The organism is Acinetobacter sp. V2 (assembly GCF_001188385.1).
Lineage (GTDB): Bacteria > Pseudomonadota > Gammaproteobacteria > Pseudomonadales > Moraxellaceae > Acinetobacter > Acinetobacter oleivorans.
On the sequence record NZ_JZFB01000005.1, the window covers coordinates 10,835 to 36,165 of the forward strand.

Genomic DNA, 25,331 nt, shown 5'->3' on the forward strand with positions numbered 1-25,331 from the left:
ACGATGTGAAGAGTCAAGTAATGCTTTAGAAGGGATACAACCTACGTTTAAGCATGTACCACCTAAAGATGGCTTACCGTTGTGAATACGTTTTTCGATACAAGCGACTTTAAAACCTAGTTGAGCAGCACGAATTGCAGCTTCATAACCACCAGGACCACCGCCAATAACAACAAGATCAAATTGTTGAGACATTGTTTATCTCCATGGTCCGAGATAGAGGATCACTCTATCTCGGTAATATTATTCGAAGAAATTAAAGATCAAGGATGAGTTTAGCTGGCTCTTCTAACAATTCTTTGATTGCTACCAAGAAACCTACTGCTTCTTTACCATCGATCATACGGTGGTCATAAGAAAGCGCTAAATACATCATTGGCAAGATTTCAACTTGACCATTTACAGCCATAGGACGCTCTTGGATTTTGTGCATACCCAAGATACCAGTTTGCGGCTGATTCAAAATTGGAGTTGAAAGTAATGAACCGAAAGTACCACCGTTAGTAATAGTGAAAGTACCACCAGTCATTTCTTCGATAGATAATTTACCGTCACGTGCTTTAGCAGCATACGCACCAATACCTGCTTCAACTTCTGCGTAGCTCATACGATCAGTATCACGTAATACTGGTACAACAAGACCACGATCAGAAGATACAGCAACACCGATGTCATAGTAACCGTGATAAACAATATCGTCGCCATCAATTGACGCATTTACCGCAGGATAGCGTTTAAGTGCTTCAGTTACAGCTTTAACAAAGAATGACATGAAGCCCAAACGAGCGCCATGGCGTTTTTCAAACGCATCTTTATATTGCTTACGCAATTCCATGATTGGCTTCATGTTAACTTCGTTAAATGTAGTTAACATTGCAGTTTCTTGAGTTGCAGAAAGAAGACGCTCAGCTACACGCTTACGTAAACGAGTCATTGGAACGCGTTTTTCGATGCGCTCACCAACAGCTACGCTTAACGGAGTAACGTTAGCAGCTGGTTTAGCTTGATGGTTTGCTACATCTTCTTTAGTGATACGACCACCGCGACCAGTACCTTGTACGTCAGCAGCAGCAATACCAGTTTCAGACAAAGCTTTACGAACTGCAGGAGCTTGACCAGATACAGCTTCAGTGCGCTCAACAACAGGAGCTGCACCAGCTTGAGTTTGAGCAACTGCTTGCTCTACCGCAGGAGCAGCGGCTGCACCAGCACCAGCTTCAAACTGAGCAATCACTTCGTCAGAAAGAACTGTATCGCCTTCACCTTTAATGATTGCAACTAAGCTACCATCTGCAGGAGCAACCACTTCTAAAACAACTTTGTCGGTTTCAATATCACAGATCACTTCGTCACGTGATACAGGTTCACCCACCTTTTTGTGCCAAGTTGCGATGGTTCCATCTGCAACAGACTCTGGGAATACCGGTGCTTTAATTTCGGTTGCCATTATTGAGAATCTCCTGATTGTTCAGCTTCGATTGCCAATGCATCATTAATTAGCTGAGCTTGTTGTTTTGCATGCAAGTACGGTGAGCCACAAGCTGGTGCAGCAGAAGCTTCACGACCTGCAAAACTGATACGGATTTGTTTGCCAGATTTTAAGATATCGTCGTATAAACGCGGTGCGATAAATAACCAAGCGCCTTGGTTCTTCGGTTCTTCTTGTGCCCAAACAAGTTCTTTCACGTTTGGATATGCAGCTAAGATTTCCGCAAGACGTTGTTCTGGGTATGGATATAACTGTTCAATACGTACAATTGCGACGTTAGTTAAGTTTTGTTCACGACGTTTTTCGAGTAAGTCGTAATAAACTTTACCACCACAAAGTACAAGACGAGTTACATCTGACTTGTTAATTTGGTCGATTTCATCAATTACAGTTTGGAATGAACCATTTGCAAGCTCTTCTAAAGTAGAAGTAGCAAGTTTATGACGAAGTAAAGATTTCGGTGACATTACGATCAATGGCTTACGAATTGGGCGTACAGCTTGACGACGTAATGCATGGAAAATCTGTGCAGGTGTCGTTGGAGTGATCACTTGCATGTTATCTTCAGCACATAACTGTAAGAAACGTTCTAAACGAGCTGATGAATGCTCTGGACCTTGACCTTCGAAACCGTGTGGTAACAACATTGTTAAACCACAAACTCGTTCCCACTTAGTCTCGCCAGAAGCAATGAACTGGTCAATTACAACCTGAGCACAGTTTACGAAGTCACCAAATTGTGCTTCCCAAATAATTAAGCTCTTAGGAATTGTAGTTGCGTAACCATATTCAAATGCAAGAACAGCTTCTTCAGATAATAAAGAATCGTAAATTGCAAAACGAGGCTGGTTTTCTTTAACGTGACAAAGCGGAATATACGTTGAGCCATCTACCTGATTATGCAATTTTGCATGACGGTGCGAGAATGTACCACGCCCAACGTCTTCACCAGTAATACGAACAAGGTAATCTTCATCGATCAAGGTTGCGTAAGCTAAAGTTTCAGCAGCACCCCAGTTCAATGCAGTTTCACCAGTTTGCATTTTCACACGATCTTCAATTACTTTTTGCACTTGACGCTGCATAACAAATCCTTCCGGAAGCTTGCTCATGCCCTCGCCTAATTCTTTTAAGCGATTTAAGTCAAATGAAGTATCCCAATCGTCTGTATAGTCATGACCCAAATAAGGTGTCCAATCAACAAACATTTTTGTATTTGGTTCAAGCACCAAAGCATTTGCTACATGGTTTCCGGCTTCTAAATCTGCACGGTAATCTTCAACCATTTGGTCTGCTTCAGCACGATCAATTACTTTGTTTTGAACAAGTTGATCTGCATAGAGTGTACGAGTTGTTGCTTTTTTAGCAATCACTTGATACATCAATGGCTGTGTACCAGACGGCTCATCTGCTTCGTTATGACCACGACGACGGTAACAGAACAAGTCAAGTACTACGTCTTTACGGAATTCGTGACGGAAATCATGTGCTAATTGAGTAGCAAAGATTACTGCTTCAGGATCATCGCCATTCACATGGAAAATTGGCGTCTGAATCATTTTTGCAACGTCAGTACAATATTCAGTAGAACGCGCATCCCGTGGATCAGAAGTTGTAAAACCAACTTGGTTGTTCACGATAATGTGTACTGTACCACCAACCGTATAGCCACGAGTTTGTGACATCTGGAAGGTTTCCATGTTCACACCTTGACCTGCAAATGCAGCATCACCATGAACAATCACTGGTAATACATCATCACCGCCGATGTCTCTACGACGCACTTGACGTGCACGCACAGAACCTTCAACTACAGGACCAACGATTTCCAAGTGAGATGGGTTAAATGCTAATGCCAAGTGAACTTCGCCACCAGGAGTCATTACATTACTTGAGAAACCTTGATGGTATTTAACGTCGCCAGAACCTTTCTTATGAATAGCTTTACCTTCAAACTCGCCAAACAAGTCTGCAGGGTTTTTACCCATAATATTAACAAGAAGGTTTAAACGGCCACGGTGTGGCATACCAATAACAACTTCTTTACAACCAACAGCACCAGCACGTTGAATGATTTCATTCACCATAGGAATAAAAGATTCACCACCTTCTACACCAAAGCGCTTAGCACCAACGTATTTATTGCCTAGGTATTTTTCAAGTCCTTCTGCAGCGGTTAAACGCTCCAGGAACCCTTTCTTTTGATCATTTGTAAAATTAAGCTGACCACGAACACTTTCAAGACGTTGTTGAATCCAACGCTTTTCTTTTGTGTCCACGATATGCATATATTCAACACCGATTGAACCACAATAGATTGCTTCCATTGCTTCAATCATTTCAGCAAGCGTCGCTTCGCTCTTACCGATCTCAAGATTACCGGTATTGAATACTGTGTCTAGATCTGATTTGGTTAAACCGTGAGCTGAAAGCTCTAAATCTGGAATCTCTTCACGCTTAGCAAGACCTAATGGATCTAACTTAGCTTTTTGATGTCCGCGATTACGATAAGCAGCAATAAGTTGTAAAACGCCAATTTGACGACGTTCATGCTCAGTACTTACCGTACTTTGTACAACAGGTTGAACACGATTAGCATTACGTCCTAGTAATAGGAATTGCTCACGCACAGCGCCGTGTGGTTGGTCACCCTTTGGATATTTATCGAAATATTGGCGCCAGTCCTCAGCTACAGAGGTTGGGGAAGACAGGTACTGCTCGTAAAGTTCTTCAATATACGCTGCACTATCAGCGGAAAGTTCAGTGTCAAGACGCAATGCGTCAGCAACTTCTTGCATTTGTGGACCCATTTCCTATTGCAAAAAATATTACAGGCTGCCTTTTAAGCACACCCATGATGCATAATGCCAAATTGGTAAAAAAGGCATTACTTACCCAACAGGTCTTTAAGACCATGGGGCGTCATACTACCTAGAGAGGAAACTCCATAGGTAATTAATGAATCACAACACCCTCAATGGCATCATCACTCACCTTATACTCGATTAAAACCGAGCAATTTTTTGCAAATCTTTTTAGAAAAATTAACTTTAAAATTAACTTTTCTAAAATGACTTTAACCATAAAAATTAAGCACAGATCTAAGATTGTGCTACTTAAATTAATTTCACTAGTATACGCTTTTTTCACCTATAACTTTGTGGCAAATCGTATCATGTTCTTAACGAACGATTGATTTTTTTGACACATACCACCTATAAATTGGCGAAATACATATGCGATTTTATCTTTTAATATATGGTGTAATATATAAAAACCTCATCTTTTTCGACCAAAGTCTAAAGTTTACATTATAAAGTTAAAAAAAAACGCACATCAAGGATGTGCGTTCTCTATTTGTGCAGAATTAACCCGCTTGATCTAATAGCATATTACGGATATGACCGATTGCTTTTGTAGGGTTTAGACCTTTAGGACATACTGACACACAGTTCATGATACCTTTACAACGGAACAAACTGAATGGATCGTCAAGACGAGACAAACGGTCTGCAGTAGCAGTATCACGAGAATCAATAATAAAACGGTATGCATTCAACAATGCTGAAGGACCCAAGAACTTGTCAGGGTTCCACCAGAATGATGGGCATGAAGTTGAACAACATGCACAAAGAATACATTCATATAAACCGTTTAAGTGTTCACGCTCTTCAGGAGATTGTAAACGCTCTTTAGGTGGAGCTGGTTGGTTATTGATCAAAAATGGCTGAATCTTGTCATATTGATCATAGAATTGGTTCATATCAACAACCAAATCTTTAACTACCGGCAAACCTGGTAATGGACGAATTACGATTTTCTCTGGTAAATCATTTAGGTTTTCTAAACAAGCTAAACCATTTTTACCATTGATATTCACACCATCCGAACCACAAATACCTTCACGGCAAGAGCGACGGAATGTTAACGTTTCGTCTTGAACTTTCAATGCAAGCAATGCATCAAGCAACATACGGTGCTTGTCAGTCAATTCAAGCTTAAAAGTTTGCATGTACGGCGCTTTATCCTTATCAGGATCATAGCGGTAGATTTCGAATGTACGAGTACCTCTACTCATCTTTATACTCCCGATTAGAATGTACGTGGTGCTGGCGGAATTGCATCAACAGTCAACGGTTTGAAGCGCACTGGCTTATATTCCAAACGGTTATCTGATGAATACCATAACGTATGTTTCATCCACTCATCATCACGGCGACCGTATGAATAAGTTGGGTGATCAGCTGGTAATTCATAATCAACTACAGTATGCGCACCACGACACTCTTTACGCGCAGCAGCTGAAATCAGAGTTGCTTTTGCAACTTCATACAAGTTTTCAACTTCAAGCGCTTCAACACGTGCAGTGTTAAATACTCTAGATTTATCTTTTAAGTGGATATTACGTACACGTGGCTCAAGAGCAAGGATCTCTTTTACACCCTTATCAAGCAATGCTTGAGTACGGAATACACCAGCGTGATCTTGAACGATATCACGAATTGCATCAGCAACTTCTTGAGCATTTTCACCAGAAGTTGAGTCATCCAACTTACGTACGCGATCCAAAGTTTGCTCTAATACGTTTGTTGGAAGTGGCGCATATTCATCACCATGATGCTTAGTTACGTAATCGATAATGTGCTCACCAGCAGCCTTACCAAATACAACCAAGTCAAGAAGTGAGTTAGTACCTAAACGGTTTGCACCATGTACTGATACACAAGAACATTCGCCAATTGCATAGAAACCTTTTACAGGTTTAGTGTAGTTGTCTGTACCCGCTTCAGGTAAGCACACTTGACCATGCATATTCGTAGGAATACCACCCATTTGATAATGGATTGTTGGTACTACAGGAATCGCTTCTTTTGTAATGTCAACGTTCGCGAATTTTTTACCAATCTCAAATACAGATGGTAAACGCTTCATGATTGTATCAGCACCCAAGTGAGTCATATCAAGTAAGATATAATCACCTTTTGGACCACAACCACGACCTTCTTTAATCTCTTGGTCCATAGAACGTGAAACGAAGTCACGTGGAGCCAAGTCTTTTAAAGTCGGTGCATAACGTTCCATGAACGGTTCGCCGTCTTTATTACGAAGGATTGCTCCTTCACCACGACAACCTTCAGTCAACAATACACCAGCGCCCGCAACACCCGTTGGGTGGAATTGCCAGAATTCCATATCTTGTAATGGAATACCAGCACGAGCAGCCATACCAAGACCGTCACCAGTGTTGATATAAGCATTTGTTGATGCACGGTAAACACGACCAGCACCACCAGTAGCAAATAATGTCGCTTTTGCTTGGAATACTGAAATGTTACCAGTTTCTTGGTCAATTGCTGTTACACCAAGAACATCACCAGCTTCGTTACGAATCAAATCAAGAGCGATCCACTCAACGAAGAATTGAGTACCCATTTTCACGTTGCTTTGATAAAGCGTGTGCAATAATGCATGACCTGTACGGTCCGCAGCAGCACAAGCACGTGGAACTGGTTTATCACCATAGTTCGCAGAGTGACCACCGAACGGACGTTGGTAAATTGTACCATCAGCGTTACGGTCAAACGGCATACCCATGTGTTCAAGTTCATACACAACTTTTGGTGCTTCACGACACATAAATTCAATTGCGTCTTGGTCACCTAACCAGTCAGAACCTTTTACTGTATCGTAAAAATGGAAATGCCAGTTATCTTCTTGCATATTACCTAACGACGCACCGATACCGCCTTGAGCAGCTACAGTGTGCGAACGTGTCGGGAAAACTTTAGTGAGTACTGCAACTTTCAAACCTGCTTGAGCAAGTTGGTAAGATGCACGCATACCAGAACCACCACCACCAACGATAACTGCATCGAAAGTGAGGTTTTGAATATTTGAATAATCTTCTTTAGGGGTTATCGCGCCCATGATGTCTTCCTATCAATTCGCCCAGAAAATCTGGATACCCCAGATTGCGTACACAAACACTGCAATAATGACAGCCGTCGTCAGTACAAGGCGTAAACCTTTCGCTGAAGGACCCATTTGACGAGTAGTGACATAGTCAGTAAAAACTTGCCACATACCAATCCATGCGTGTGCGATAAGCGATAAAATTGCCAATAAAGAGAAAATCTTCATTGGTAATGTCATCATGAAACCAGCCCATTGTTGATAGTCAAATCCACCTTTACAGAGAATCCAACCCAAAAGAACAACAGTATAGGCTGCAAGTACAACCGCACTTACACGCTGGATAAACCAATCACGAGAACCTGAACCAGTTAAACCTGTAGCACTTTTCATTAGAACATAATCCATATAAAGGCTGCGATAATAGCTACCACAGATAAGATCAATGAAATTGTCGCTGCTATACGACCACTTTGCAGTTCTTCAGCAAAACCTAAATCTGCAAGTAAGTGCTTTACTCCAGCAATAAAGTGGAATAACAAGCCGGCTACAAATACCCAAACGATAAAACGTACAAGGATATTTCCAAACACGACATTTTTAACGTAGTCAAATCCTTCTGGTGAAGATAATGATTTATCTAAAATCCATAATAGAACTGGTACTAATAAGAAAACGATGACACCTGATAAACGGTGTAAAATTGATGCAATAGCCACGGGTGAGCGTAAATTTACCGCTAACACCTGACCCATGGACAAATTGACAGGTCTGTTGCTTTTCACAGCGGGCATCCTGTAGGTAGAAACTCCGACCGGAGTTTGTTGAATTAATTCCAAGGAAAGCTGGCATTGTTAGGCAAGCACAGCTCATGCCTAACCTATAAACGACACTGAATTATAAAACGCGAAGTATCAAAATACAAACAATCCACTTTCCCATTTAAGCAAAAAACAATTAAATAAGAATCATTAACAATGATATCACCCTATTAACCCTATTAAAATGGCATGCAGAGTTTCATCATGTTATTGTTTAAAATAACTTTTTATTTAATTTCATTTTTTCTGAAATTTCTTTTAAATAAGCAAATTTTAGACTAAAGATAAAGTTATAAATTCATCATATAAATAGAAAAATGTTAGTAACTGCTCATATTTTCAATAAAAGCTACAATTCAACTAAGTGAAGTTAGTTGAATTCAATACAAATCAGTCAATCTAAAATACATTTGAGAAAGCAATTTTTATTGAAAATAAAATTTTTAATTATTTTAAAGCTGTTCAATTAGCTATTTTTTATACAATTAAACTTAAAAAAACATCAACATTCTTTGTTACAACTAAATAAAAATAGAGTTTTTTTTGATTAGAAATTTTAAATTACACCATGAGTTTTATGATTTTTTTAATTGGATTGGCATTTTCTACCGACTTACCATTCCTCATCTTAATTTAAAAATTTGCTTACAATTGTACTCATACTTCATTTTTTTTCTGCACGTTGTTGTTGAATTGACTTATTATACCATCCCGATGCAGTGATTTTACTGACTTTTTTGCTCGGGTCTTGATGACTAACTCTCTGTGAGAACGTTATTTTTTATCCATAAGTATAATTGACAAAATTTCAGTACTCACTAATCTTATAGCAAATTTTGACACCGTCTGATTCGCACATGAGAACATTAGGATTTCGAGTCAGATCAACATTCACCAGGACAGGAGATCTATTGAATGTCTGAAGCAAATGGCAAAAAAGCCGTATTACATCTTGATGGCAAAGAAATTGGTTTACCAATCTACAGTGGCACTTTAGGTCCAGATGTAATTGATGTCAGCAGCATATTGAAAGAAGGTCATTTTACTTTCGATCCTGGTTTTATGGCGACAGCTGCATGCGAGTCTAAAATTACGTTCATTGATGGTGACAAAGGTATTTTATTACACCGCGGTTACCCAATCGACCAGTTAGCAACTCAAGCAGACTATCTTGAAACTTGTTATTTATTATTAAATGGCGAGCTCCCAACTGCTGAACAAAAAACAGAATTTGATGCCAAAGTTCGTGCTCACACTATGGTTCACGACCAAGTTAGCCGTTTCTTCAATGGTTTCCGTCGTGATGCTCATCCTATGGCGATCATGGTTGGTGTTGTTGGTGCATTATCTGCGTTCTATCACAACAACCTTGACATTGAAGACATCAATCACCGTGAAATCACTGCGATTCGTCTAATTGCAAAAATTCCAACGCTTGCTGCTTGGAGTTACAAATACACAGTAGGTCAACCATTCATCTATCCACGTAATGACTTAAATTACGCGGAAAACTTCTTACACATGATGTTTGCTACTCCTGCTGACCGTGATTACAAAGTAAATCCTGTTCTTGCTCGTGCAATGGATCGTATCTTCACGCTTCACGCTGATCACGAACAAAATGCTTCGACATCTACAGTACGTCTTGCTGGTTCTACTGGTGCAAACCCATACGCATGTATCTCTTCAGGTATTTCTGCGCTTTGGGGACCTGCTCACGGTGGTGCAAACGAAGCTGTTCTTAAGATGCTTGATGAAATCGGCAGTGTAGAAAACGTTGCTGAGTTCATGGAAAAAGTAAAACGTAAAGAAGTTAAACTCATGGGCTTCGGTCACCGTGTGTACAAAAACTTCGACCCACGTGCTAAAGTCATGAAACAAACTTGTGACGAAGTTCTTGAAGCATTAAATATCAATGATCCTCAATTAGCGCTTGCTATGGAACTTGAACGTATTGCATTGAACGACCCGTACTTTGTTGAACGTAAACTTTACCCTAACGTAGACTTCTACTCAGGTATCATCCTTAAAGCGATTGGTATCCCAACAGAAATGTTTACAGTAATCTTTGCTCTTGCACGTACAGTAGGTTGGATCAGCCACTGGTTAGAAATGCACAGCGCACCATACAAAATCGGTCGTCCTCGTCAGCTTTACACTGGCCCGACTCAGCGCGACATCAAACGTTAATATTCGAAAGAAAATTAATGATAAAAAAGCTGCCTTCTGGCAGCTTTTTTATTGTGGTATTTTCAATTCAATTTAAAAACTTATTCTTCATCAAATACACTTAATAAATGATGACTAATTCCATCAGCTCTTAACCAAGCCAACTCATAACTCGCTTTAGCCAAAGCTAGAACACGTCTTTCAAATTCAACCCATATTGTTTTGACTTGAGGCTCTGAAATACCCAAACCACTTTCTGTTGCCAGATGCTTATTTTTTTCACATATTTTCAAAGCATGATAAAGCTTGCGGCCTTTACTCGCCCCTTCCATCAACCGAACACGCTTACTTAAAATAAATCCTTCTACATGCTGCAAGTTTGCATGAGGCAACATAGGTACTAGAATTTGATTCAACTGATCATCTAAGCGCTTCCACACAGCCAAGCGTTGCTCTGCTGTATACGTATTCCATTGAATCACTTCATGGTTAAAACGGCGACAACCACGGCAAACCTGATCACCAAAAACTGTTGAACAACGCCCTGCACATGGGGTGAGAGAGAGCATTCGATGATCATTACTCAAAACAAACTCCTTAAATAAACCATATACTTTTTATGGTTTTCTCGCTTATTACACATTTTCGCGCTAAAATATGCGCCTTAAATTTATATCTTAATACATTTGGAGTTTTCCATGAACGCTACTGTAGAACAGCTTGCACCTGTAGAACAGCAAGCGACCGCAGGTTGGGTTGTTGCAGCACTATATCAATTTAAAGAAGTTCAAGATCCTGCAGATCTTCAGCAACGTCTATTAGACTTAGTGAAAACAATTAACCTGTGTGGAACTCTGATTGTAGCAGGTGAAGGAATTAATGGTACTGTTGCGGGCGATCGTGTAGCAATTGATAGTCTCTATCAATTTTTGCTTAATGAAGGTTTTGCTTCTATGGAATACAAAGAATCCCATAGCTCTGACAAACCTTTCCGTAAAATGAAAATTAAACTTAAAGAAGAAATTGTGACTTTAGGTGTTGAGGTTAAACCCCGCGACTTAGTGGGCCACTACCTTGATCCAAAAGAATGGAATGATTTAATTGCACGTGATGATGTAATTTTAATCGACACGCGTAATGACTATGAATATAAGGCGGGTACTTTCAAAGGTGCAATCGACCCGAAAACTGAGACATTCCGCGAATTCCCAGAATATGTCAAAAAAGAGCTAGAGCAACATAAAGACAAAAAAATTGCGATGTTCTGTACAGGCGGTATTCGCTGTGAAAAATCAACATCTTTACTTCTTCAAGAAGGCTTCCAAGAGGTTTATCACCTCAAAGGCGGTATTCTTAAATACCTAGAAGAAACCCCTGCCGATGAAAGTTTATGGGAAGGCGAATGTTTCGTATTTGACGGACGTACTGCTGTAACTCATGGCGTCGAGGAAGGCGTAAATATTAAATGTCACGCTTGTGGTTGGCCATTAACTCCAGAAGAGTCAGCTTTAACAAGTTATGAACATGGTGTTTCATGTGTGTATTGCATCGACAAGACAACTGAAAAACAAAAAGCTGGCTTCCGTATGCGCCAGTCGCAAATTGCAGCTGCAAAGCGTAAACGCTTGTAATAAAAAGAGGAGGATCAAATGATCCTCCTCTTCCACCTAGTGAATCTATTAAAAATCAATATTATTTATACTGCTCCATAATTTTCTTAAACTCCATACTTACACAATTCATTGGTGCAACAGTTGGAGATTTCCCAACAACAGCTCTTAACTTCCCATCATTAGAAAAGTCTAATCCAATCTGACTATAGGTATTAATATCTGTATAAGGTCCTGTATTAATTACAATATCTACAATCTCTAACTCACCCTCATCAAAAGTAAAGCTCATGCCATCTTCTTGTTCTTGATCTAATAATGCTGATACTGTTTGATTCCCTTTGGTTAAACTCACTTTATTACCTTGTTTTACCAAAACACACTTTTCATCTGAGTCGGCAGCCACCAAATTACTTTCAATGAAATTATTAATAACCTTATCTGAACATTTATTGTATTGCTGCATATTCTCTAATGCAGGAAGCATTTGACAGGCATTCGTATTAAAATTAAAAATCATTGGTATTGAGTTATTCAAAATATCAACTTTCTTAGGTAATTGAGATAAATTTCCATCTTTAATTAACATTAACAGTGCATCATAGTCTTTAATGTTTTCATTATTCTTAATAGCTTCCAACAACTCTTGAATAGCTTGATGAATAGGGCTATTTACTTTCATCTCAGCATTAAATAGATCCACATCATTATTAACACCGTACCCCTTTTTAATAAGTTCAGTTACCAAAGCAGAATTTGCAGAATTTAACTTTTCTGTAGCCATGGTTCCAGATTGATACCACGTTGCAGGAACTTGGTTACTGGCATACGCAACGACCATATCCGTAAGCGGATTAATATTTACATTACCCTCACGCTCAACATAACTATAGTAGCTTTGTCCATTAGCTTTTACCTGTAAACGACAAGGAAACTTACTATTGTCTACTTCACCTTGCCATTTACCTTGGGTATTAACATTTACAGTATTTTTAAAACCGATTCCATCTTTACAAATTGCTGTTACATTTGCACCATTCAAAGCAGAAGTTGAAAATGCTGTACCAGAGATTAATTTATAAGTAACTTCATTTTGATTAGATTGTGAAGTTTTCGCTTCACTAACACTGTTACTATTTTCACCACCACAAGCTGTAAGCAATATTACTGAGAGCAAGCCACTAATTTTACAAATTATATTCATATTAAATCGCATTGTTATAACACTAAAGATTTTTATATCGATCATGGACTAATACATGATGATAGGTAAATTAAACTCTATTAAAAGCACAATTTTTAAAATAACAATAAATATTATATATAAATAAAATTAATGTAAAAATATTATTATACTCAATTACCTATTAAAAAATTCAGGTAATAAAAAACGCCCTAGAAAGGACGTTATTTATTATTTCTTCTAATAAATTAATTTGGAGTATGATACATCAAGTATAATTCATTCAAATTATCTGGAATTTCTTCTGCCAGTTCATCCATTAACTGTCCATTGCGACGGAAAGATTCCATCTGCGGATCTTCTTCATCAATTCCACTAAATACCATCATTGGTAAAGTTAAATCAATTAATTGTTCTTCATGTTCAGGGGCAAACCATGCCTCTTCATTTAAGAACATTGCATCAACAAATCCCACACTCCAGTCGCCTAAGCTAGATTCAACGTCAGCTTCTTCAATTTCAAATGGAAATACAATTCCATTCTCATTTGCTAAGTCTTGTCGAATTGACTCTAACCACGCCTTGATTTGCTGAATAATTTCAGCAGGAACCTTTTTATGGTTATTATCAAACAGCTCATCTAACCAACGGTCAAACTGAGGGCCTACTGCAATTGCACACAGAAAACCATGAGTTGCAGCGAAATCTAGACCATACTCATTGTGGTCTCCATCTAGATATTCACTTAATTGGTCTAAATCTAACGCACTCATTGTGTTACCTGACTATAAAAAAGAAATCTACGATAGCATAGCATTTAAGCTGACGATGCCCTATTCAGATTTGATTAGTCTTCATCATCAAGATCATCATCGTCTAAATCATAATCAAAATCTTTCAACTCACGCTCTAAACGGCGTTGAGCCAATAGATCATCAATTAATCTACGTTTTTCTAATGATTCTTTCGCAGTGATTTTGCCTGATGACTCATCAAAACCGACATCATCATCATCACCGTAGTTATCATCTAGTTCAAAATCTGTAGAAGACACTAAAACTACCTCTAATGAAAAAATGTGAATGGGTCTAGGCGCTATTTATCTCTCTTACAGAATCATGTCAAGTTTTATTTATATTTTTTTCATTAAACTGCATATTTGTACTTTTTTTCGCCCGAAAAATTGTGTATTTATAAAACTCAACTATTTTTTTGATCAAGAAAAAAATTCTATGATCTTTTCGATGATTTAAGCTTGAAAAAAATGATTTTAGCCCAATATTCAAAAAACAGACGTGAATTCAAAGATATTTTTTATTTAACGGTTACCGATCAAACCCAAAACATTTCAAGCAAATTGTGCTATCATGCACGGTTTTTCACTGCCACAGATTCAACGAAGAGTAAGCAAAGATGAGCGATATGCATTCCCCTACTTCTCAAGTAGCGGCTCTGATTAGCCGAGGCAAAGAACAAGGTTACTTAACTTACGCTGAGGTTAACGATCATCTGCCGGACTCGATTACTGAAAGCGAACAGATTGAAGACATTATTCAAATGCTTCAAGACGTTGGTATTCCTGTACACGAGCGTGCACCTGAATCTGACGATACCATGTTCGGTGAGTCAACTGACACAGCCGATGAAGTTGCTGAAGAAGAAGCTGCTGCCGTACTTGCATCGGTTGAAAATGAGCCTGGACGTACGACAGATCCTGTACGTATGTACATGCGTGAAATGGGTACAGTGGAACTGTTAACCCGTGAAGGTGAAATCAGCATTGCAAAACGTATTGAAGAAGGGATCCGTGATGTCCTTAACTCAATTGCGTACTGGCCAAATGCTGTTGAAGTTGTATTAAAAGAATATAATGATTTCTTGACTGGCGAACGTCGCCTTGCCGATATTTTATCTGGCTATCTTGACCCGGAAACTGACGAAGATATTCCTGAAGTTCTAGAAGAAGAAACAGAACTTGAAGAAGATGATGCGCCAGCTACACCAGCAAAAGAAGTTAAGCTTGACGATGACGAAGAAGATGAAGAGTCAGAAAGCGACGATGATTCTGAAGGTGAGTCTGGTCCAGATCCTGAAGTTGCAAAGATTCGTTTTAATGAACTTGAGTCTGCATGGACTAAAACAAAAGGTATTATTGAGAAACATGGCCGTAACAGCCCTGAAGCAGACGAAGCTTTAGAAGCGTTAGCTACTGTGTTCATGATGTTTAAATTTACACCACGTTTATTCGATATCATTTCTGAAATGATTCGTGGCACACATGAACAAATTCGTGCCAATGAACGTGAAATCATGCGTTATGCAGTACGTCGTGGCCGTATGGACCGTACTCAATTCCGTACATCTTTCCCTAAGCAAGAATCTAATCCAGCTTGGTTAGATGAACAGATTGCTAAAGCTCCTGCTGAAATCAAGGCGCATTTAGAAAAAGTTCGTCCGGATGTTTTAGCATTCCAGCAAAAAATTGCAGATATTGAGAAAGAACTTAGTTTAAGCGTTGCTGAAATTAAAGATATTTCTAAGCGTATGGCGATTGGCGAAGCGAAAGCACGCCGTGCTAAGAAAGAAATGGTAGAAGCCAACCTTCGTTTGGTAATTTCGATTGCGAAGAAATATACCAACCGTGGTTTACAGTTCCTTGACTTGATTCAAGAAGGGAACATTGGTTTGATGAAAGCGGTAGACAAGTTTGAATATCGTCGTGGTTATAAATTCTCGACTTATGCAACTTGGTGGATTCGTCAGGCGATTACCCGTTCGATTGCCGATCAGGCTCGTACAATTCGTATTCCAGTACATATGATTGAAACGATTAACAAGATCAACCGTGTATCTCGTCAATTGTTACAAGAAATGGGGCGTGAACCAACACCTGAAGAATTAGGTGAACGTTTAGAAATGGACGAAGTCAAGGTTCGTAAGGTACTTAAGATTGCCAAAGAACCAATTTCAATGGAAACACCTATTGGTGATGATGAAGATTCGCATCTTGGTGATTTCATTGAAGATCAAAACATCACTTCTCCAATTGATGCTGCGACTTCAGAAGGCTTAAAAGAAGCAACACGCGAAGTATTGGAAAACTTAACTGAACGTGAAGCAAAAGTATTGAAGATGCGTTTTGGTATTGATATGCCAACCGATCACACACTAGAAGAAGTGGGCAAGCAGTTTGACGTAACACGTGAACGTATTCGTCAGATTGAAGCGAAAGCATTGCGTAAATTACGCCACCCTTCTCGTTCTGAACACTTACGTTCTTTCTTGGAAAATGACTAAGTTTTGAAGGCTTGAAATTTCAAAATCAAGCCCCATTTAATAGAAAGAGCTATAAACGCCTGCGATAATGCAGGCGTTTCAAATCATGAGGTAACTTATGTTAGACCGCACTCCATCTCGCGAACTACAAGAACATCTTTGGGTATTTCCGATGGATTATCCAATTAAACTTATTGGCGATGCGGGTGAAGAATTACGTGTTGCTGTAGTCGACATTTTGGTGAAACATTTCCCAGACTTCGACCACTCAACATTAAAAGTTCAAGAATCTCGCACCGGCAAGTATCATTCTTTAACAGCACAATTGCGCTTTGAAGAATTAGAACAAGTTCATGCACTTTATGCTGACTTGGCTGCTTGCCCGCAGATTAGAACTGCGCTTTAATTTTAAGTTCTTCAATCAATACCACAGTCAGACACTCTTACTGTGGTATTTTTTTTGAGAAATTTTTAAGCTATCAAACAGTGAAAAAACAATACAAATATTTAGAAACCCTATTATAAAATCCTTTAAAATTACAGGGTTTTCGGCTTCTATCTTGCAGATATTAACTGGGTGCCGCAGAAACCAACTTATAGGAAGATATTGTGATGAGCCTTGATAAACCCAACTTGATCATTCGCCAATGGAACGATTTACAAGATTATCAAAGCAAGTTCGAAACCATGAAACTCTTAACAAACGAGCGTGATCAAGATACGCCTGATGAGTTATGGTTACTTCAACATCATAATGTCTTAACACAAGGTCAAGCTGGTAAACCAGAACACATCCTAATTTCATCAAATATTCCAGTCGTACAAACTGATCGTGGCGGGCAAGTGACTTGGCATGGACCAGGTCAACTGGTTGCTTACTTCATGTTTGATCTTAATCGGTTAAAATGGAACGTACGTACATTGGTCAGTTTTGCTGAACAATTTATGATAGATGTTTTAAAAAAATATGGAATTGAAGCTTATGCCAAACCCGATGCACCTGGGGTATATGTAGATGGTCGTAAGATTGGTTCTTTAGGTTTTAAAATTCGTCGTGGCCGAAGTTATCATGGATTAGCATTAAACTTAGACTGCGCATTAGATGGATTCCAGACCATCAATCCTTGCGGCTATGCAGGCTTAGAAATGGTACGTATACAAGATTTAGTGACTCCTTATCCATCATTTGGTCAACTTTGTCAGGACTTTATTGAGTATATTAATAGTACTGGGTACTTTAATGACCCTAAAGTCAAATATGAATAAATCGCTTTGCGATGAAATAAAAATGGATTAGAGTAATTACTCTAAATTTGCTTTCGCATAATTTTAACAAGGGATACGCGAGTGATTTCGACAAAAGCGGTAAAGCCGACTCTGCAACTTGCCTACGTTAAGCTCATGATGGATGTTATTGGTCGTGGCTTGGTCATGGCAAGTCAAGTGGACACTGAAATACAAGAGGAAGTATCTAAATTTCCTGTTCACTTTGTACTTTCAATGAATGTTTTCCCGAATGGACCAGCATTTTTTGCTCGAGTGACAGAAGACAAACAGTTAGAACTACTTCAAAGAGCTGAAAGAAAACCAGACTTAACGATTACATTCAAACACGTCACTCATGCCTTTTTGGTGTTTTCTTTTCAAGAAAGTACTGCTCAAGCATTTGCCAATGACCGAATGATTGCCGATGGTGATGTATCTGCTGCTATCCGCTTAGTACGCTGCCTAAATAAAATGGAAGCTCTTATTTTACCTAAATTGGTTGCTTCACTAGCAGTCAAAGAATACCCAACCGAACTTAGCCTAAAAGAAAAATTCAACGAGGCTGCAAATATTTACCTAAAAGTAGCCAAGTCCTATTTCAAGCGGAGCGCATAACATGGCCAAACCATATTACGAATTCTTTTGTCCTGTAAAAGTCATTGCTGGTAATGCTGCGCTAGAACATATTCCGTTTGAGCTTGCAACTTTGGGTGCAAAACGCCCTCTTATCATTACAGATAAGGGTGTACGCGCAAATGGCTTATTAAATCCGATTGAAGCTGCATTTAGTACAACTGATGCTGTCATTGGCCATGTTTTTGATGATGTTCCACCCGACTCGAGTTTAGAGGTCGTTCGTCTTGCAGCAGAAGCTTATCGTGCAAACAAATGTGATGCGATCATTGCTGTAGGTGGTGGCTCAGTTATAGATACTTCTAAAGCAACTAATATTTTAGTTTCTGAAGGTGGAAATGACTTATTGCAATATGCAGGTGCTCATAACTTACCGAAACCATTAAAACCATTTTTTGTGATTCCAACAACTTCTGGTACTGGTTCTGAAGTAACAATGGTTGCCGTGGTTTCAGATACTCAAAAGAATGTTAAGTTAGCATTTGCTTCTTATTATTTAATGCCACATGCAGCGATTTTGGATCCGCGCATGACGCTTACATTACCGCCTCATTTAACTGCAATGACTGGTATGGATGCATTAACGCATTGTGTTGAAGCCTATACATGTATGGCTGCCAATCCATTGAGCGATGCTTATGCAAGTGCCGGAATTAAAAAGATTAGTGAAAATCTCTTTAATGTCTTAGAAAACCCAAATGACTCACAAGGCCGTTTAGAGTTAGCTCAAGCTTCTACAATGGCGGGTATTGCATTTTCTAATTCAATGGTCGGCTTAGTTCACTCTTTAGGACATGCTTTAGGTGCTGTTGCTCACCTACCCCACGGTCTATGCATGAATTTATTCTTACCTTATGTACTTGAATATAATAAACAAGTAAATGGTCAGAAAATTGGTGAGTTGCTATTACCACTTGCTGGTGCAGATATTTATGCACAAACGCCTGCAACCCAGCGTGCAGATAGAGCAATTACAACTATCTTAGCAATGCGTGATCGCCTATTTACTTTAACAAAGTTACCACGCACTCTACGTGAAACAGGTAAAGTAACTGAAGCACAGCTTGATGAAGTTGCAGAAAAAGCACTAAATGATGGCTCAATTATTTACAACCCGAAAGAAGCAAGCTTAAAAGATATCCGAGATATCTTAGAAAAAGCTTGGTAATTCGATAAGTTAAACTCCAAGAAATTCCATAAAGGTCTGATTTATATATTGAATCAGACCTTTTTTATCACTAAGCCTTTTTATTGATTATTTTATTTGAAACATATGGCAAAAAAATTGCTAAAAAATAGATGAAAGTACTGACAATTTATATCAATTTAGGATAGATTGGCGCACTTTATCTTTTTCTGTAGGGGGGATCGTTCGTCTCAAACGATCCTTAACACCAAGCTGATCCTTGATCAACGATTATGAGGATAACGCCGTTGACAAATTTATCTGGGACTAAACCAACAGGCAAGCTTCAAAAGAATCTTGTACTTTGGCATATTGTTATTATTGGTTTAGCTTACATTCAGCCATTAACGTTATTTGATACTTTTGGTTTAGTATCAGAACGAAGTGGTGGTCATGTACCAACTTCCTACATTTTTGCATTAGTCGCAATCTTATTAACATCGATCAGTTATGGGCATATGATTAAGCGCTACCCTTCTTCTGGGTCGGCCTATACGTACGCTCAAAAATCAATTCACCCTAATGTTGGCTTTATGGTGGGTTGGTCTTCTTGGTTAGACTATCTACTGTCACCGCTTGTTAATATTATCTTGGCAGATATTTATCTAAGAGCTCTTTTTCCAGAAGTAAATAACTGGTTATGGGTGATTGGTTTAACAACGCTTATGACTGTTATTAATTTATTTGGTGCACGGTTCGTTGCACGTTTTAACAGTACGATTGTTGTTATTCAGCTTGGCGTAATTTTTTATTTTGTTTATCAAGTATATATCTTACTTACTCAAGGTGTATATGCAGATGGAACTTTAAATCCAGATAAAGCGGCATTGTGGTCATTAACTCCTTTTTGGAACGATATGACATCTGTCAGTTCTTTAATTGCTGGCGCGACTGTACTCTGCTTCTCTTTTACCGGATTTGATGCTTTATCGTCTCTTGCTGAAGAAACAAAAGATGCAGAAAAAACGCTACCAAAAGCTATTTTTTCTACAGCATTACTTGCAGGTATTATTTTCATTGTAAGTACTTACTTCATCCAATTATATTTCCCAAGCAACCCAAACACTTACTTCAATCCTTTAGATGAATCACAACCTGTGATGGTCGCTGCGATTGGTAGTTTGATGTTTAAAACTTTGGTTTTATATTTTGCTGTAGTCGCTGTGATGGCATCAGGTATTTCTGCACATGCGGGTGTATCACGCTTAATGTATGTGATGGGACGAGATGGAGTTATCAACAAGAAATTATTTGGTCATATCAGTCCAAAATTGCATACTCCAACTTACAACATCCTTATTGTTGGTGTGGTTGCTTTATCTGCTGGCTTTTTAGATCTTGAACATATTGTTAACTTGATTAGTTTTGGTGCTTTAACTGCTTTTAGTTTTGTTAATTTCTCTGTAGTTTCTCGCTATGCATTAAGAGATGGCAAGAATAAAACGCTTAAAGACATCATTAATTATATTGCTATACCAACGCTTGGTTTTGCCAGTGTGTTTATGATGTGGTTAGAGATTGATAAGCTTGCCTTACAAATTGGCTTAGCTTGGGCCGTTATTGGTGTAGGTTATTTAGCCTATAAAACCAAAGGCTTTAAATATAATGCTCCACAGCATAATGAACATGAGTAATAAAAAAGGCGCTTAAAGCGCCTTTTTTATGGTCAAATTAACCAAAAATTTTATTTACAATACCTTGTACACGTTGAGCATAAAGTTTTGCTGTTTCAAGATCACCTGTCGGAACTTCTTCCACACTTGCATCCGAAGGCGATTGAACTAAAAGCCCTACCGAACCGCCTAAGTTGTTTACATCTTCGCGTGTTGCAGCTTTCGTATTTGCTGGTGATAAACCAAGACTCACCCAAATGCCACCATGCTGTGATGCTAAAGTTTGCAGTTGAATAAGAGTTACTTGCTTATCACCATTTAAGCTCGCGCTGTTTGTAAAACCTGCAAATACTTTATCTTGCCAACCACGTGTAAACCACACTTTTGAAGTTGCATCAGCAAACTTTTTAAACTGCCATGGCGCTGTACCCATATAAGTAGGTGCACCAAAAACAATCCCCTTCGCATCATTTAATGTCTGCCAATCTTGATCAGTAATATTTCCCTCTTGATCAATTTGGATGAGCTGAGCATTAATTTCGTTTGCAAACGTTTCAGCCACGACTTTAGTGTGACCATAACCAGAGAAATATACAACCGCGATATTAGTGTTAGACATGGGAGCAAACCTTTGTTTTATTAAATTCCACTTTATGATATATTTTAGAAACTAGGTGTCAATTAGTTACTAGTTGGTAACTAGGGTAATTTTTCAAGAAATTATAGGTAAATGGTATGAATGAATGTCTAAAATATAATATTTTTCAACAACATTGCCCTGCTCGTTTATTTTTTGAAAAAATTGCAGATAAATGGGTTTTATTGATTTTAAATGTTCTTGAGGAAGAAACTCAGCACTTCAATTTGCTCAAAAAGAATATTCAAGGTATCTCCCCTAAGGTCTTATCACAGAAGTTAAAAATGTTAGAGAGAGATGGTTTTATTGAGCGTAAAATTCAAAATACATCCCCAATTCGTGTTGATTACTCACTTACTGCTTTAGGGCAAAATGTAGCTTCAATGGCATTCCAATTGAAGGAATGGGCCGAAACCAATATTGAGCAAGTTTTAGCAGCTCAAATGACTTATGATGAAAAAGTGCTAGAGCAAGCTTAACCCATAAATCCTTTAAAATTTTATTGAATCTTACGGTTAAGCTTTGTTCTTAGCTTTAAGGCAGCTCAACTTAATTAATTTTAATCGATTCAGGTGGCGCACTTATTTTAAATTGAATAGTTAACGGTTCGCATTGTTTTAACTCCTGCTCATTTTTGAAATAGGTACTTTCTAGACCATATTTCCAAGTACCATTCATGACTTCAAATGCAGGATAATTGACAATGAAAGTTTTGGTTTCATTAGGCTGATATTCGTAAGTTTGAGTCTCTTTACACTCATTTTCTGGATAAGAACGTTTAGTATTACCAAATAAATAGAGTTCTAAAGGTACATAACATGCAGGTTGTTGTTCTTGTATTTTCTCTAATCCCTTATTAGTTTGAGTAATCTGCAAAGCCAGAGTCCCGTTTAGAGTTAACTGCTGTGCATATTTAAAAACCGTTTCTTTTTCGATGGGTTCACGCGTTACATTATTTAAGAATTGTAATTTACGATGCAAGCCATTACAGTCATCTTCAACAGGTGCGGGTAACCAAATTTCATTATCTTTTGAATCACCTTTCTCACCATCGGCAGGTGTTTCATAATCACCTGGTTTACCGGGTTTAGTCGGATTTCCCGATCCACCTAAACTGGCACCACCTGCGAATAAATCCTCTCCGCAAGCAGTCAAAAGACCACCCATCAAAATGAAACTCATGGATATTATTAATTTTTTATAAGTTATTTTCATCATATTGATAAGCTCCGAAACGGAAAGTTTTGGTTGCACCCTCTTTTCCTTCATCGAGTGCACAACGTTCAATGGCTAACTTGAGTACTTGTAATGATAGATCTTCCCACAAGCGTAAACTTGCTTCTTTGAGTAAAGTAATCGATTCATCTGTTAGTTCATCAGCAAAAATTGCTTGTTCTAAATAGGGTTCTTTCTCTGGCTGAAATAAATTATGAACTCCGGCAGCTAAATGTGCCTCTAAGTTATTCGTTAATAATTTTCGAACCTCGAATTGCTCAACATCAGGCATAAAACTACGCTGCTGCAACACCACAAGGCCATCTTGTTCTTTCACAATGTTCAGACGCTCAAGTTCGTTCAAAATAGATCTTGGGTGTTTTTCGGTTGAAACTTTCTTTACCAAACTTTCAAAGCTAATCTGATCTTCGCTAATAAAAGGAATTTTTTCTGCCAATCCCTCTGCAAGCCACAAGCCAATCACCCGAGCAGGAACACTTACTGGCTCTGCTACTTTTGCTTCTGTTAAAGGCTGCCCAGCCTGCATCGCCTTTTTAAATGCATTCACATCTTTGCGATGTAACCCTGAAAGTAAACTGACCGCTGAATCAGTTGGCTTTTGTTCTATACGCTCTAGCTCAGTTAAAGCCTGTTGATAGAAAACAGGTTTCAAAGCAGTCACAAAGTCGTTATATCCCACTCCTGAACGAATTAACCATTGCGTCAGGTATTCCATTAACATTAATACCTGCTTCTGATTAAGTTCTGCATTGTTCGTTTGGAGTGTGGTCATAGGGTAACAATTTTCCTTCATATTTGAAAAACAGTATGGGCCGAGCAATTGTCACACTGAACGGTTTAAGATGCAATTTTCATTCTTAGACCTCTTTTGGAAACCGATCAACATAATGATTTGGCGCATTAAAATGGGTAAAAGAAATACTGATTGAGACATCCAAACTTTCTACACTATGCCACCAACCAATTGGGATAAACAAAGCTTCCCCAGCATTCAAAATACATTCCACTGGAGTGATTGATCTTGCTAAAGGATATTTTTCAAAATCAATTTTATTTGCATTACTTAATTCGCTAAACACCCAATGATCGTTATATAGATGAGGAACTTGCAAGGCAGGAATTAAAGTTACTTTTTTGCGCCCATAAATTTGAACTAACATATTATTCGTTAAATCATGATGTAATGGCGTAAATGTTCCTTTAGGTCCAAACCATAAAAAACTACGCTCATCTTTTAGAGCCAAGTCACAATAACCTTCTGCAAAATCACCTATATCTAAAAATAGTTCTTGAAGCATCTGATGGCTGTTAGTCGCATTATTTGCAGTCATATAAAAATCATTACTAGCATCAACTGCCATAACTTTTGATACAAACTCAGACATCTTCATTTTCTGTTTTAGTAATGGAGAATGTCTTTCAAACTGTTCATCTAAATTTCTATTCATCTGAACTTCAACTGAATGATGGCCAAATTTAGAAGCAAAATATTGCGGAGACCATTTATGCAAAGCTGGCCAATGTTCTATTCCTTCTTTTAAAATCACAGGGCGATGTTGACTATAGTAATCCTTTATAAAACCAGAGAACTGTGGAGCAGTAATTGAAGGAATTTCTTCACTATAGCCAGAGTTTAGCTGTGCCAATTGATCTACAGTTTCTATTAGCCATTCACGTTTTTTAAGTTGATGATGCTTTTTCTTCAAAATTTTATATAACTGATTATTTTCTAAATTATTTAAATACTCTTTTACTTTTAAACCATCATGCCCCTGCTCTATTAATATTTTTACTATTTCCGCAGACGTGACCTTATTTAAAACTTGTTCAATTATCCACTCTTGATCATGATCCGATAAAGTCTGAAATTTCAAATCATTCATTTCAAATCTTGGCTCAAATCCATTTGCTTTTAATACATCGACTAACTGTTCAATTCCACACCCTTTTTCTAAATTTTCTTCAAGCCAGTTTTTCCATTCTAATGGCAACTGGTCAAACCATTTTTGGCTTTGTTCGAATATTTCAATTTGATTATAAGCTGCCATGTTGAACCTTTTTTCAAATTTGATCTTTACAACTGCATTATAATTGATCTATTTTAAAAATGTTAAATTTTCACATTTTTAATAAAAAAAGGGTTCATGTGATGAATAACATAGTAAAAGGAAGCAGCATTGCTTTGATTTTTATAGCTTTGAGTGGGTGTGGGTCTGACGATAATGATTCAACACCGACACCAACACCGACACCAACACCGACACCAACACCAACACCAACACCAACACCAACACCAACA

At 38.3% G+C, this 25,331-nt stretch carries 25 protein-coding genes and 2 pseudogenes; 11 read left to right on the plus strand and 16 right to left on the minus strand.

Translation table 11 applies throughout. The features are described 5' to 3' along the window. The 8 genes from UC75_RS21890 to sdhC all read right to left on the minus strand — a co-directional run. A partial coding sequence (locus UC75_RS21890; protein ID WP_228137406.1) for an FAD-dependent oxidoreductase occupies window positions 1–195 on the minus strand: 195 nt, incomplete at its 3' end. Between the two features lie 61 nt (window positions 196–256). Continuing rightward, on the minus strand, window positions 257–1,447 hold the full coding sequence (gene odhB, locus UC75_RS14680) for a 2-oxoglutarate dehydrogenase complex dihydrolipoyllysine-residue succinyltransferase (RefSeq protein WP_005310070.1): 1,191 nt from the start codon (window positions 1,445–1,447) through the stop codon (window positions 257–259). Continuing rightward, window positions 1,447–4,287, minus strand: coding sequence for a 2-oxoglutarate dehydrogenase E1 component (locus tag UC75_RS14685; RefSeq protein ID WP_004789422.1), 2,841 nt, complete (start codon window positions 4,285–4,287; stop codon window positions 1,447–1,449). Before UC75_RS14685 ends, odhB begins: the two co-directional genes overlap by 1 nt. Window positions 4,288–4,444: 157 nt before the next feature. Next, entirely contained in the window at window positions 4,445–4,573 is a 129-nt protein-coding gene (locus UC75_RS14690) for a hypothetical protein (protein WP_002116082.1), read from the minus strand. A 283-nt stretch (window positions 4,574–4,856) separates the two neighbouring features. After that, on the minus strand, window positions 4,857–5,567 hold the full coding sequence (locus UC75_RS14695) for a succinate dehydrogenase iron-sulfur subunit (protein WP_003655458.1): 711 nt from the start codon (window positions 5,565–5,567) through the stop codon (window positions 4,857–4,859). 14 nt (window positions 5,568–5,581) lie between these two features. After that, window positions 5,582–7,417: a succinate dehydrogenase flavoprotein subunit gene (sdhA, locus tag UC75_RS14700; protein WP_013196983.1), complete on the minus strand. Its 1,836-nt coding sequence runs from the start codon at window positions 7,415–7,417 to the stop codon at window positions 5,582–5,584. A 12-nt stretch (window positions 7,418–7,429) separates the two neighbouring features. After that, entirely contained in the window at window positions 7,430–7,795 is a 366-nt protein-coding gene (sdhD, locus tag UC75_RS14705; RefSeq protein ID WP_003655454.1) for a succinate dehydrogenase, hydrophobic membrane anchor protein, read from the minus strand. After that, complete coding sequence (sdhC, locus tag UC75_RS14710; protein WP_081399112.1) at window positions 7,795–8,196, minus strand: succinate dehydrogenase, cytochrome b556 subunit; 402 nt, start codon at window positions 8,194–8,196, stop codon at window positions 7,795–7,797. The genes sdhD and sdhC overlap by 1 nt, the downstream gene beginning before the upstream one ends. 497 nt (window positions 8,197–8,693) lie before the next feature. Between sdhC and UC75_RS22570 the strand changes: the two are divergent. Both UC75_RS22570 and gltA read left to right on the plus strand, forming a co-directional pair. Next, window positions 8,694–8,774: pseudogene (locus tag UC75_RS22570) on the plus strand (hypothetical protein); the annotation flags it as partial. Between the two features lie 364 nt (window positions 8,775–9,138). Continuing rightward, complete coding sequence (gene gltA, locus UC75_RS14715; protein WP_004789414.1) at window positions 9,139–10,413, plus strand: citrate synthase; 1,275 nt, start codon at window positions 9,139–9,141, stop codon at window positions 10,411–10,413. An 80-nt stretch (window positions 10,414–10,493) separates the two neighbouring features. Here the strand turns inward: gltA and UC75_RS14720 are convergent, their stop codons facing one another. Continuing rightward, entirely contained in the window at window positions 10,494–10,979 is a 486-nt protein-coding gene (locus UC75_RS14720; RefSeq protein WP_005310058.1) for a DUF1289 domain-containing protein, read from the minus strand. Window positions 10,980–11,090: 111 nt separating this feature from the next. Between UC75_RS14720 and UC75_RS14725 the strand changes: the two genes are divergently transcribed. Next, entirely contained in the window at window positions 11,091–12,023 is a 933-nt protein-coding gene (locus tag UC75_RS14725; RefSeq protein WP_049838014.1) for a rhodanese-related sulfurtransferase, read from the plus strand. Between the two features lie 61 nt (window positions 12,024–12,084). Here the strand turns inward: UC75_RS14725 and UC75_RS14730 are convergent, their stop codons facing one another. The 3 genes from UC75_RS14730 to UC75_RS14740 form a co-directional block, all read right to left on the minus strand. Further along, window positions 12,085–13,206, minus strand: coding sequence for a hypothetical protein (locus UC75_RS14730; protein ID WP_049838015.1), 1,122 nt, complete (start codon window positions 13,204–13,206; stop codon window positions 12,085–12,087). Between the two features lie 227 nt (window positions 13,207–13,433). Continuing rightward, entirely contained in the window at window positions 13,434–13,958 is a 525-nt protein-coding gene (locus tag UC75_RS14735; protein WP_004789407.1) for a YecA family protein, read from the minus strand. Between the two features lie 74 nt (window positions 13,959–14,032). Continuing rightward, a complete protein-coding gene (locus UC75_RS14740) occupies window positions 14,033–14,239 on the minus strand; it encodes a PA3496 family putative envelope integrity protein (protein ID WP_002116495.1) in 207 nt (68 codons plus the stop codon). Between the two features lie 359 nt (window positions 14,240–14,598). On the opposite strand from UC75_RS14740, the gene rpoD reads away from it, so the two are divergent. From rpoD to UC75_RS14770, 6 genes are all read left to right on the plus strand, one after another. After that, window positions 14,599–16,482 (plus strand): RNA polymerase sigma factor RpoD, encoded by a 1,884-nt coding sequence (gene rpoD / locus UC75_RS14745; RefSeq protein ID WP_005310050.1) that lies wholly within the window; start codon window positions 14,599–14,601, stop codon window positions 16,480–16,482. 97 nt (window positions 16,483–16,579) lie between these two features. Beyond that, complete coding sequence (locus tag UC75_RS14750) at window positions 16,580–16,867, plus strand: YbeD family protein (protein WP_002116017.1); 288 nt, start codon at window positions 16,580–16,582, stop codon at window positions 16,865–16,867. A 206-nt stretch (window positions 16,868–17,073) separates the two neighbouring features. Continuing rightward, complete coding sequence (lipB, locus tag UC75_RS14755) at window positions 17,074–17,727, plus strand: lipoyl(octanoyl) transferase LipB (protein WP_004789403.1); 654 nt, start codon at window positions 17,074–17,076, stop codon at window positions 17,725–17,727. An 81-nt stretch (window positions 17,728–17,808) separates the two neighbouring features. Then, a complete protein-coding gene (locus tag UC75_RS14760; protein ID WP_004789401.1) occupies window positions 17,809–18,342 on the plus strand; it encodes a hypothetical protein in 534 nt (177 codons plus the stop codon). Between the two features lies 1 nt (window position 18,343). After that, entirely contained in the window at window positions 18,344–19,528 is a 1,185-nt protein-coding gene (locus tag UC75_RS14765; RefSeq protein WP_004789399.1) for an iron-containing alcohol dehydrogenase, read from the plus strand. A gap of 266 nt (window positions 19,529–19,794) precedes the next feature. Then, window positions 19,795–21,180 (plus strand): APC family permease, encoded by a 1,386-nt coding sequence (locus tag UC75_RS14770; protein ID WP_013196978.1) that lies wholly within the window; start codon window positions 19,795–19,797, stop codon window positions 21,178–21,180. 37 nt (window positions 21,181–21,217) lie between these two features. Here the strand turns inward: UC75_RS14770 and UC75_RS14775 are convergent, their stop codons facing one another. Next, window positions 21,218–21,778 carry a flavodoxin family protein gene (locus tag UC75_RS14775; protein ID WP_049838016.1) on the minus strand — a complete coding sequence of 187 codons (561 nt, stop codon included), beginning with the start codon at window positions 21,776–21,778 and terminating at the stop codon, window positions 21,218–21,220. A gap of 116 nt (window positions 21,779–21,894) precedes the next feature. Between UC75_RS14775 and UC75_RS14780 the strand changes: the two genes are divergently transcribed. Next, window positions 21,895–22,275 (plus strand): winged helix-turn-helix transcriptional regulator, encoded by a 381-nt coding sequence (locus tag UC75_RS14780; RefSeq protein WP_013196976.1) that lies wholly within the window; start codon window positions 21,895–21,897, stop codon window positions 22,273–22,275. A 70-nt stretch (window positions 22,276–22,345) separates the two neighbouring features. Here UC75_RS14780 and UC75_RS14785 read toward each other — a convergent pair whose 3' ends face one another. The 3 genes from UC75_RS14785 to UC75_RS14795 form a co-directional block, all read right to left on the minus strand. Beyond that, a complete protein-coding gene (locus UC75_RS14785) occupies window positions 22,346–22,978 on the minus strand; it encodes a hypothetical protein (RefSeq protein ID WP_128825304.1) in 633 nt (210 codons plus the stop codon). Between the two features lie 16 nt (window positions 22,979–22,994). Further along, a complete protein-coding gene (locus UC75_RS14790) occupies window positions 22,995–23,804 on the minus strand; it encodes a DUF6502 family protein (protein ID WP_034591634.1) in 810 nt (269 codons plus the stop codon). A gap of 85 nt (window positions 23,805–23,889) precedes the next feature. After that, window positions 23,890–25,080, minus strand: a complete 1,191-nt coding sequence (locus UC75_RS14795) for a cupin-like domain-containing protein (RefSeq protein ID WP_049838018.1) — start codon at window positions 25,078–25,080, stop codon at window positions 23,890–23,892. 101 nt (window positions 25,081–25,181) lie between these two features. Here UC75_RS14795 and UC75_RS21895 point away from each other — a divergent pair. Then, window positions 25,182–25,331: pseudogene (locus UC75_RS21895) on the plus strand (hypothetical protein); the annotation flags it as partial.

Bases quoted from the DNA above. Each gene is read 5' to 3' on its own strand.
- UC75_RS14765 (WP_004789399.1), top strand. From the start codon at position 18,344: ATGGCCAAACCATATTACGAATTCTTTTGTCCTGTAAAAGTCATTGCT.
- odhB (WP_005310070.1), bottom strand. From the start codon at position 1,447: ATGGCAACCGAAATTAAAGCACCGGTATTCCCAGAGTCTGTTGCAGAT.
- UC75_RS14730 (WP_049838015.1), bottom strand. From the start codon at position 13,206: ATGAATATAATTTGTAAAATTAGTGGCTTGCTCTCAGTAATATTGCTT.
- UC75_RS14735 (WP_004789407.1), bottom strand. From the start codon at position 13,958: ATGAGTGCGTTAGATTTAGACCAATTAAGTGAATATCTAGATGGAGAC.
- UC75_RS14690 (WP_002116082.1), bottom strand. From the start codon at position 4,573: ATGGTTAAAGTCATTTTAGAAAAGTTAATTTTAAAGTTAATTTTTCTA.
- gltA (WP_004789414.1), top strand. From the start codon at position 9,139: ATGTCTGAAGCAAATGGCAAAAAAGCCGTATTACATCTTGATGGCAAA.
- UC75_RS14785 (WP_128825304.1), bottom strand. From the start codon at position 22,978: ATGAGTTTCATTTTGATGGGTGGTCTTTTGACTGCTTGCGGAGAGGAT.
- lipB (WP_004789403.1), top strand. From the start codon at position 17,074: ATGAGCCTTGATAAACCCAACTTGATCATTCGCCAATGGAACGATTTA.
- UC75_RS14795 (WP_049838018.1), bottom strand. From the start codon at position 25,080: ATGGCAGCTTATAATCAAATTGAAATATTCGAACAAAGCCAAAAATGG.
- sdhC (WP_081399112.1), bottom strand. From the start codon at position 8,196: ATGCCCGCTGTGAAAAGCAACAGACCTGTCAATTTGTCCATGGGTCAG.
- UC75_RS14780 (WP_013196976.1), top strand. From the start codon at position 21,895: ATGAATGAATGTCTAAAATATAATATTTTTCAACAACATTGCCCTGCT.
- UC75_RS14775 (WP_049838016.1), bottom strand. From the start codon at position 21,778: ATGTCTAACACTAATATCGCGGTTGTATATTTCTCTGGTTATGGTCAC.
- UC75_RS14725 (WP_049838014.1), top strand. From the start codon at position 11,091: ATGAACGCTACTGTAGAACAGCTTGCACCTGTAGAACAGCAAGCGACC.
- sdhA (WP_013196983.1), bottom strand. From the start codon at position 7,417: ATGGGCGCGATAACCCCTAAAGAAGATTATTCAAATATTCAAAACCTC.
- UC75_RS14750 (WP_002116017.1), top strand. From the start codon at position 16,580: ATGTTAGACCGCACTCCATCTCGCGAACTACAAGAACATCTTTGGGTA.
- sdhD (WP_003655454.1), bottom strand. From the start codon at position 7,795: ATGAAAAGTGCTACAGGTTTAACTGGTTCAGGTTCTCGTGATTGGTTT.
- UC75_RS14695 (WP_003655458.1), bottom strand. From the start codon at position 5,567: ATGAGTAGAGGTACTCGTACATTCGAAATCTACCGCTATGATCCTGAT.
- UC75_RS14790 (WP_034591634.1), bottom strand. From the start codon at position 23,804: ATGACCACACTCCAAACGAACAATGCAGAACTTAATCAGAAGCAGGTA.
- UC75_RS14685 (WP_004789422.1), bottom strand. From the start codon at position 4,287: ATGCAAGAAGTTGCTGACGCATTGCGTCTTGACACTGAACTTTCCGCT.
- rpoD (WP_005310050.1), top strand. From the start codon at position 14,599: ATGAGCGATATGCATTCCCCTACTTCTCAAGTAGCGGCTCTGATTAGC.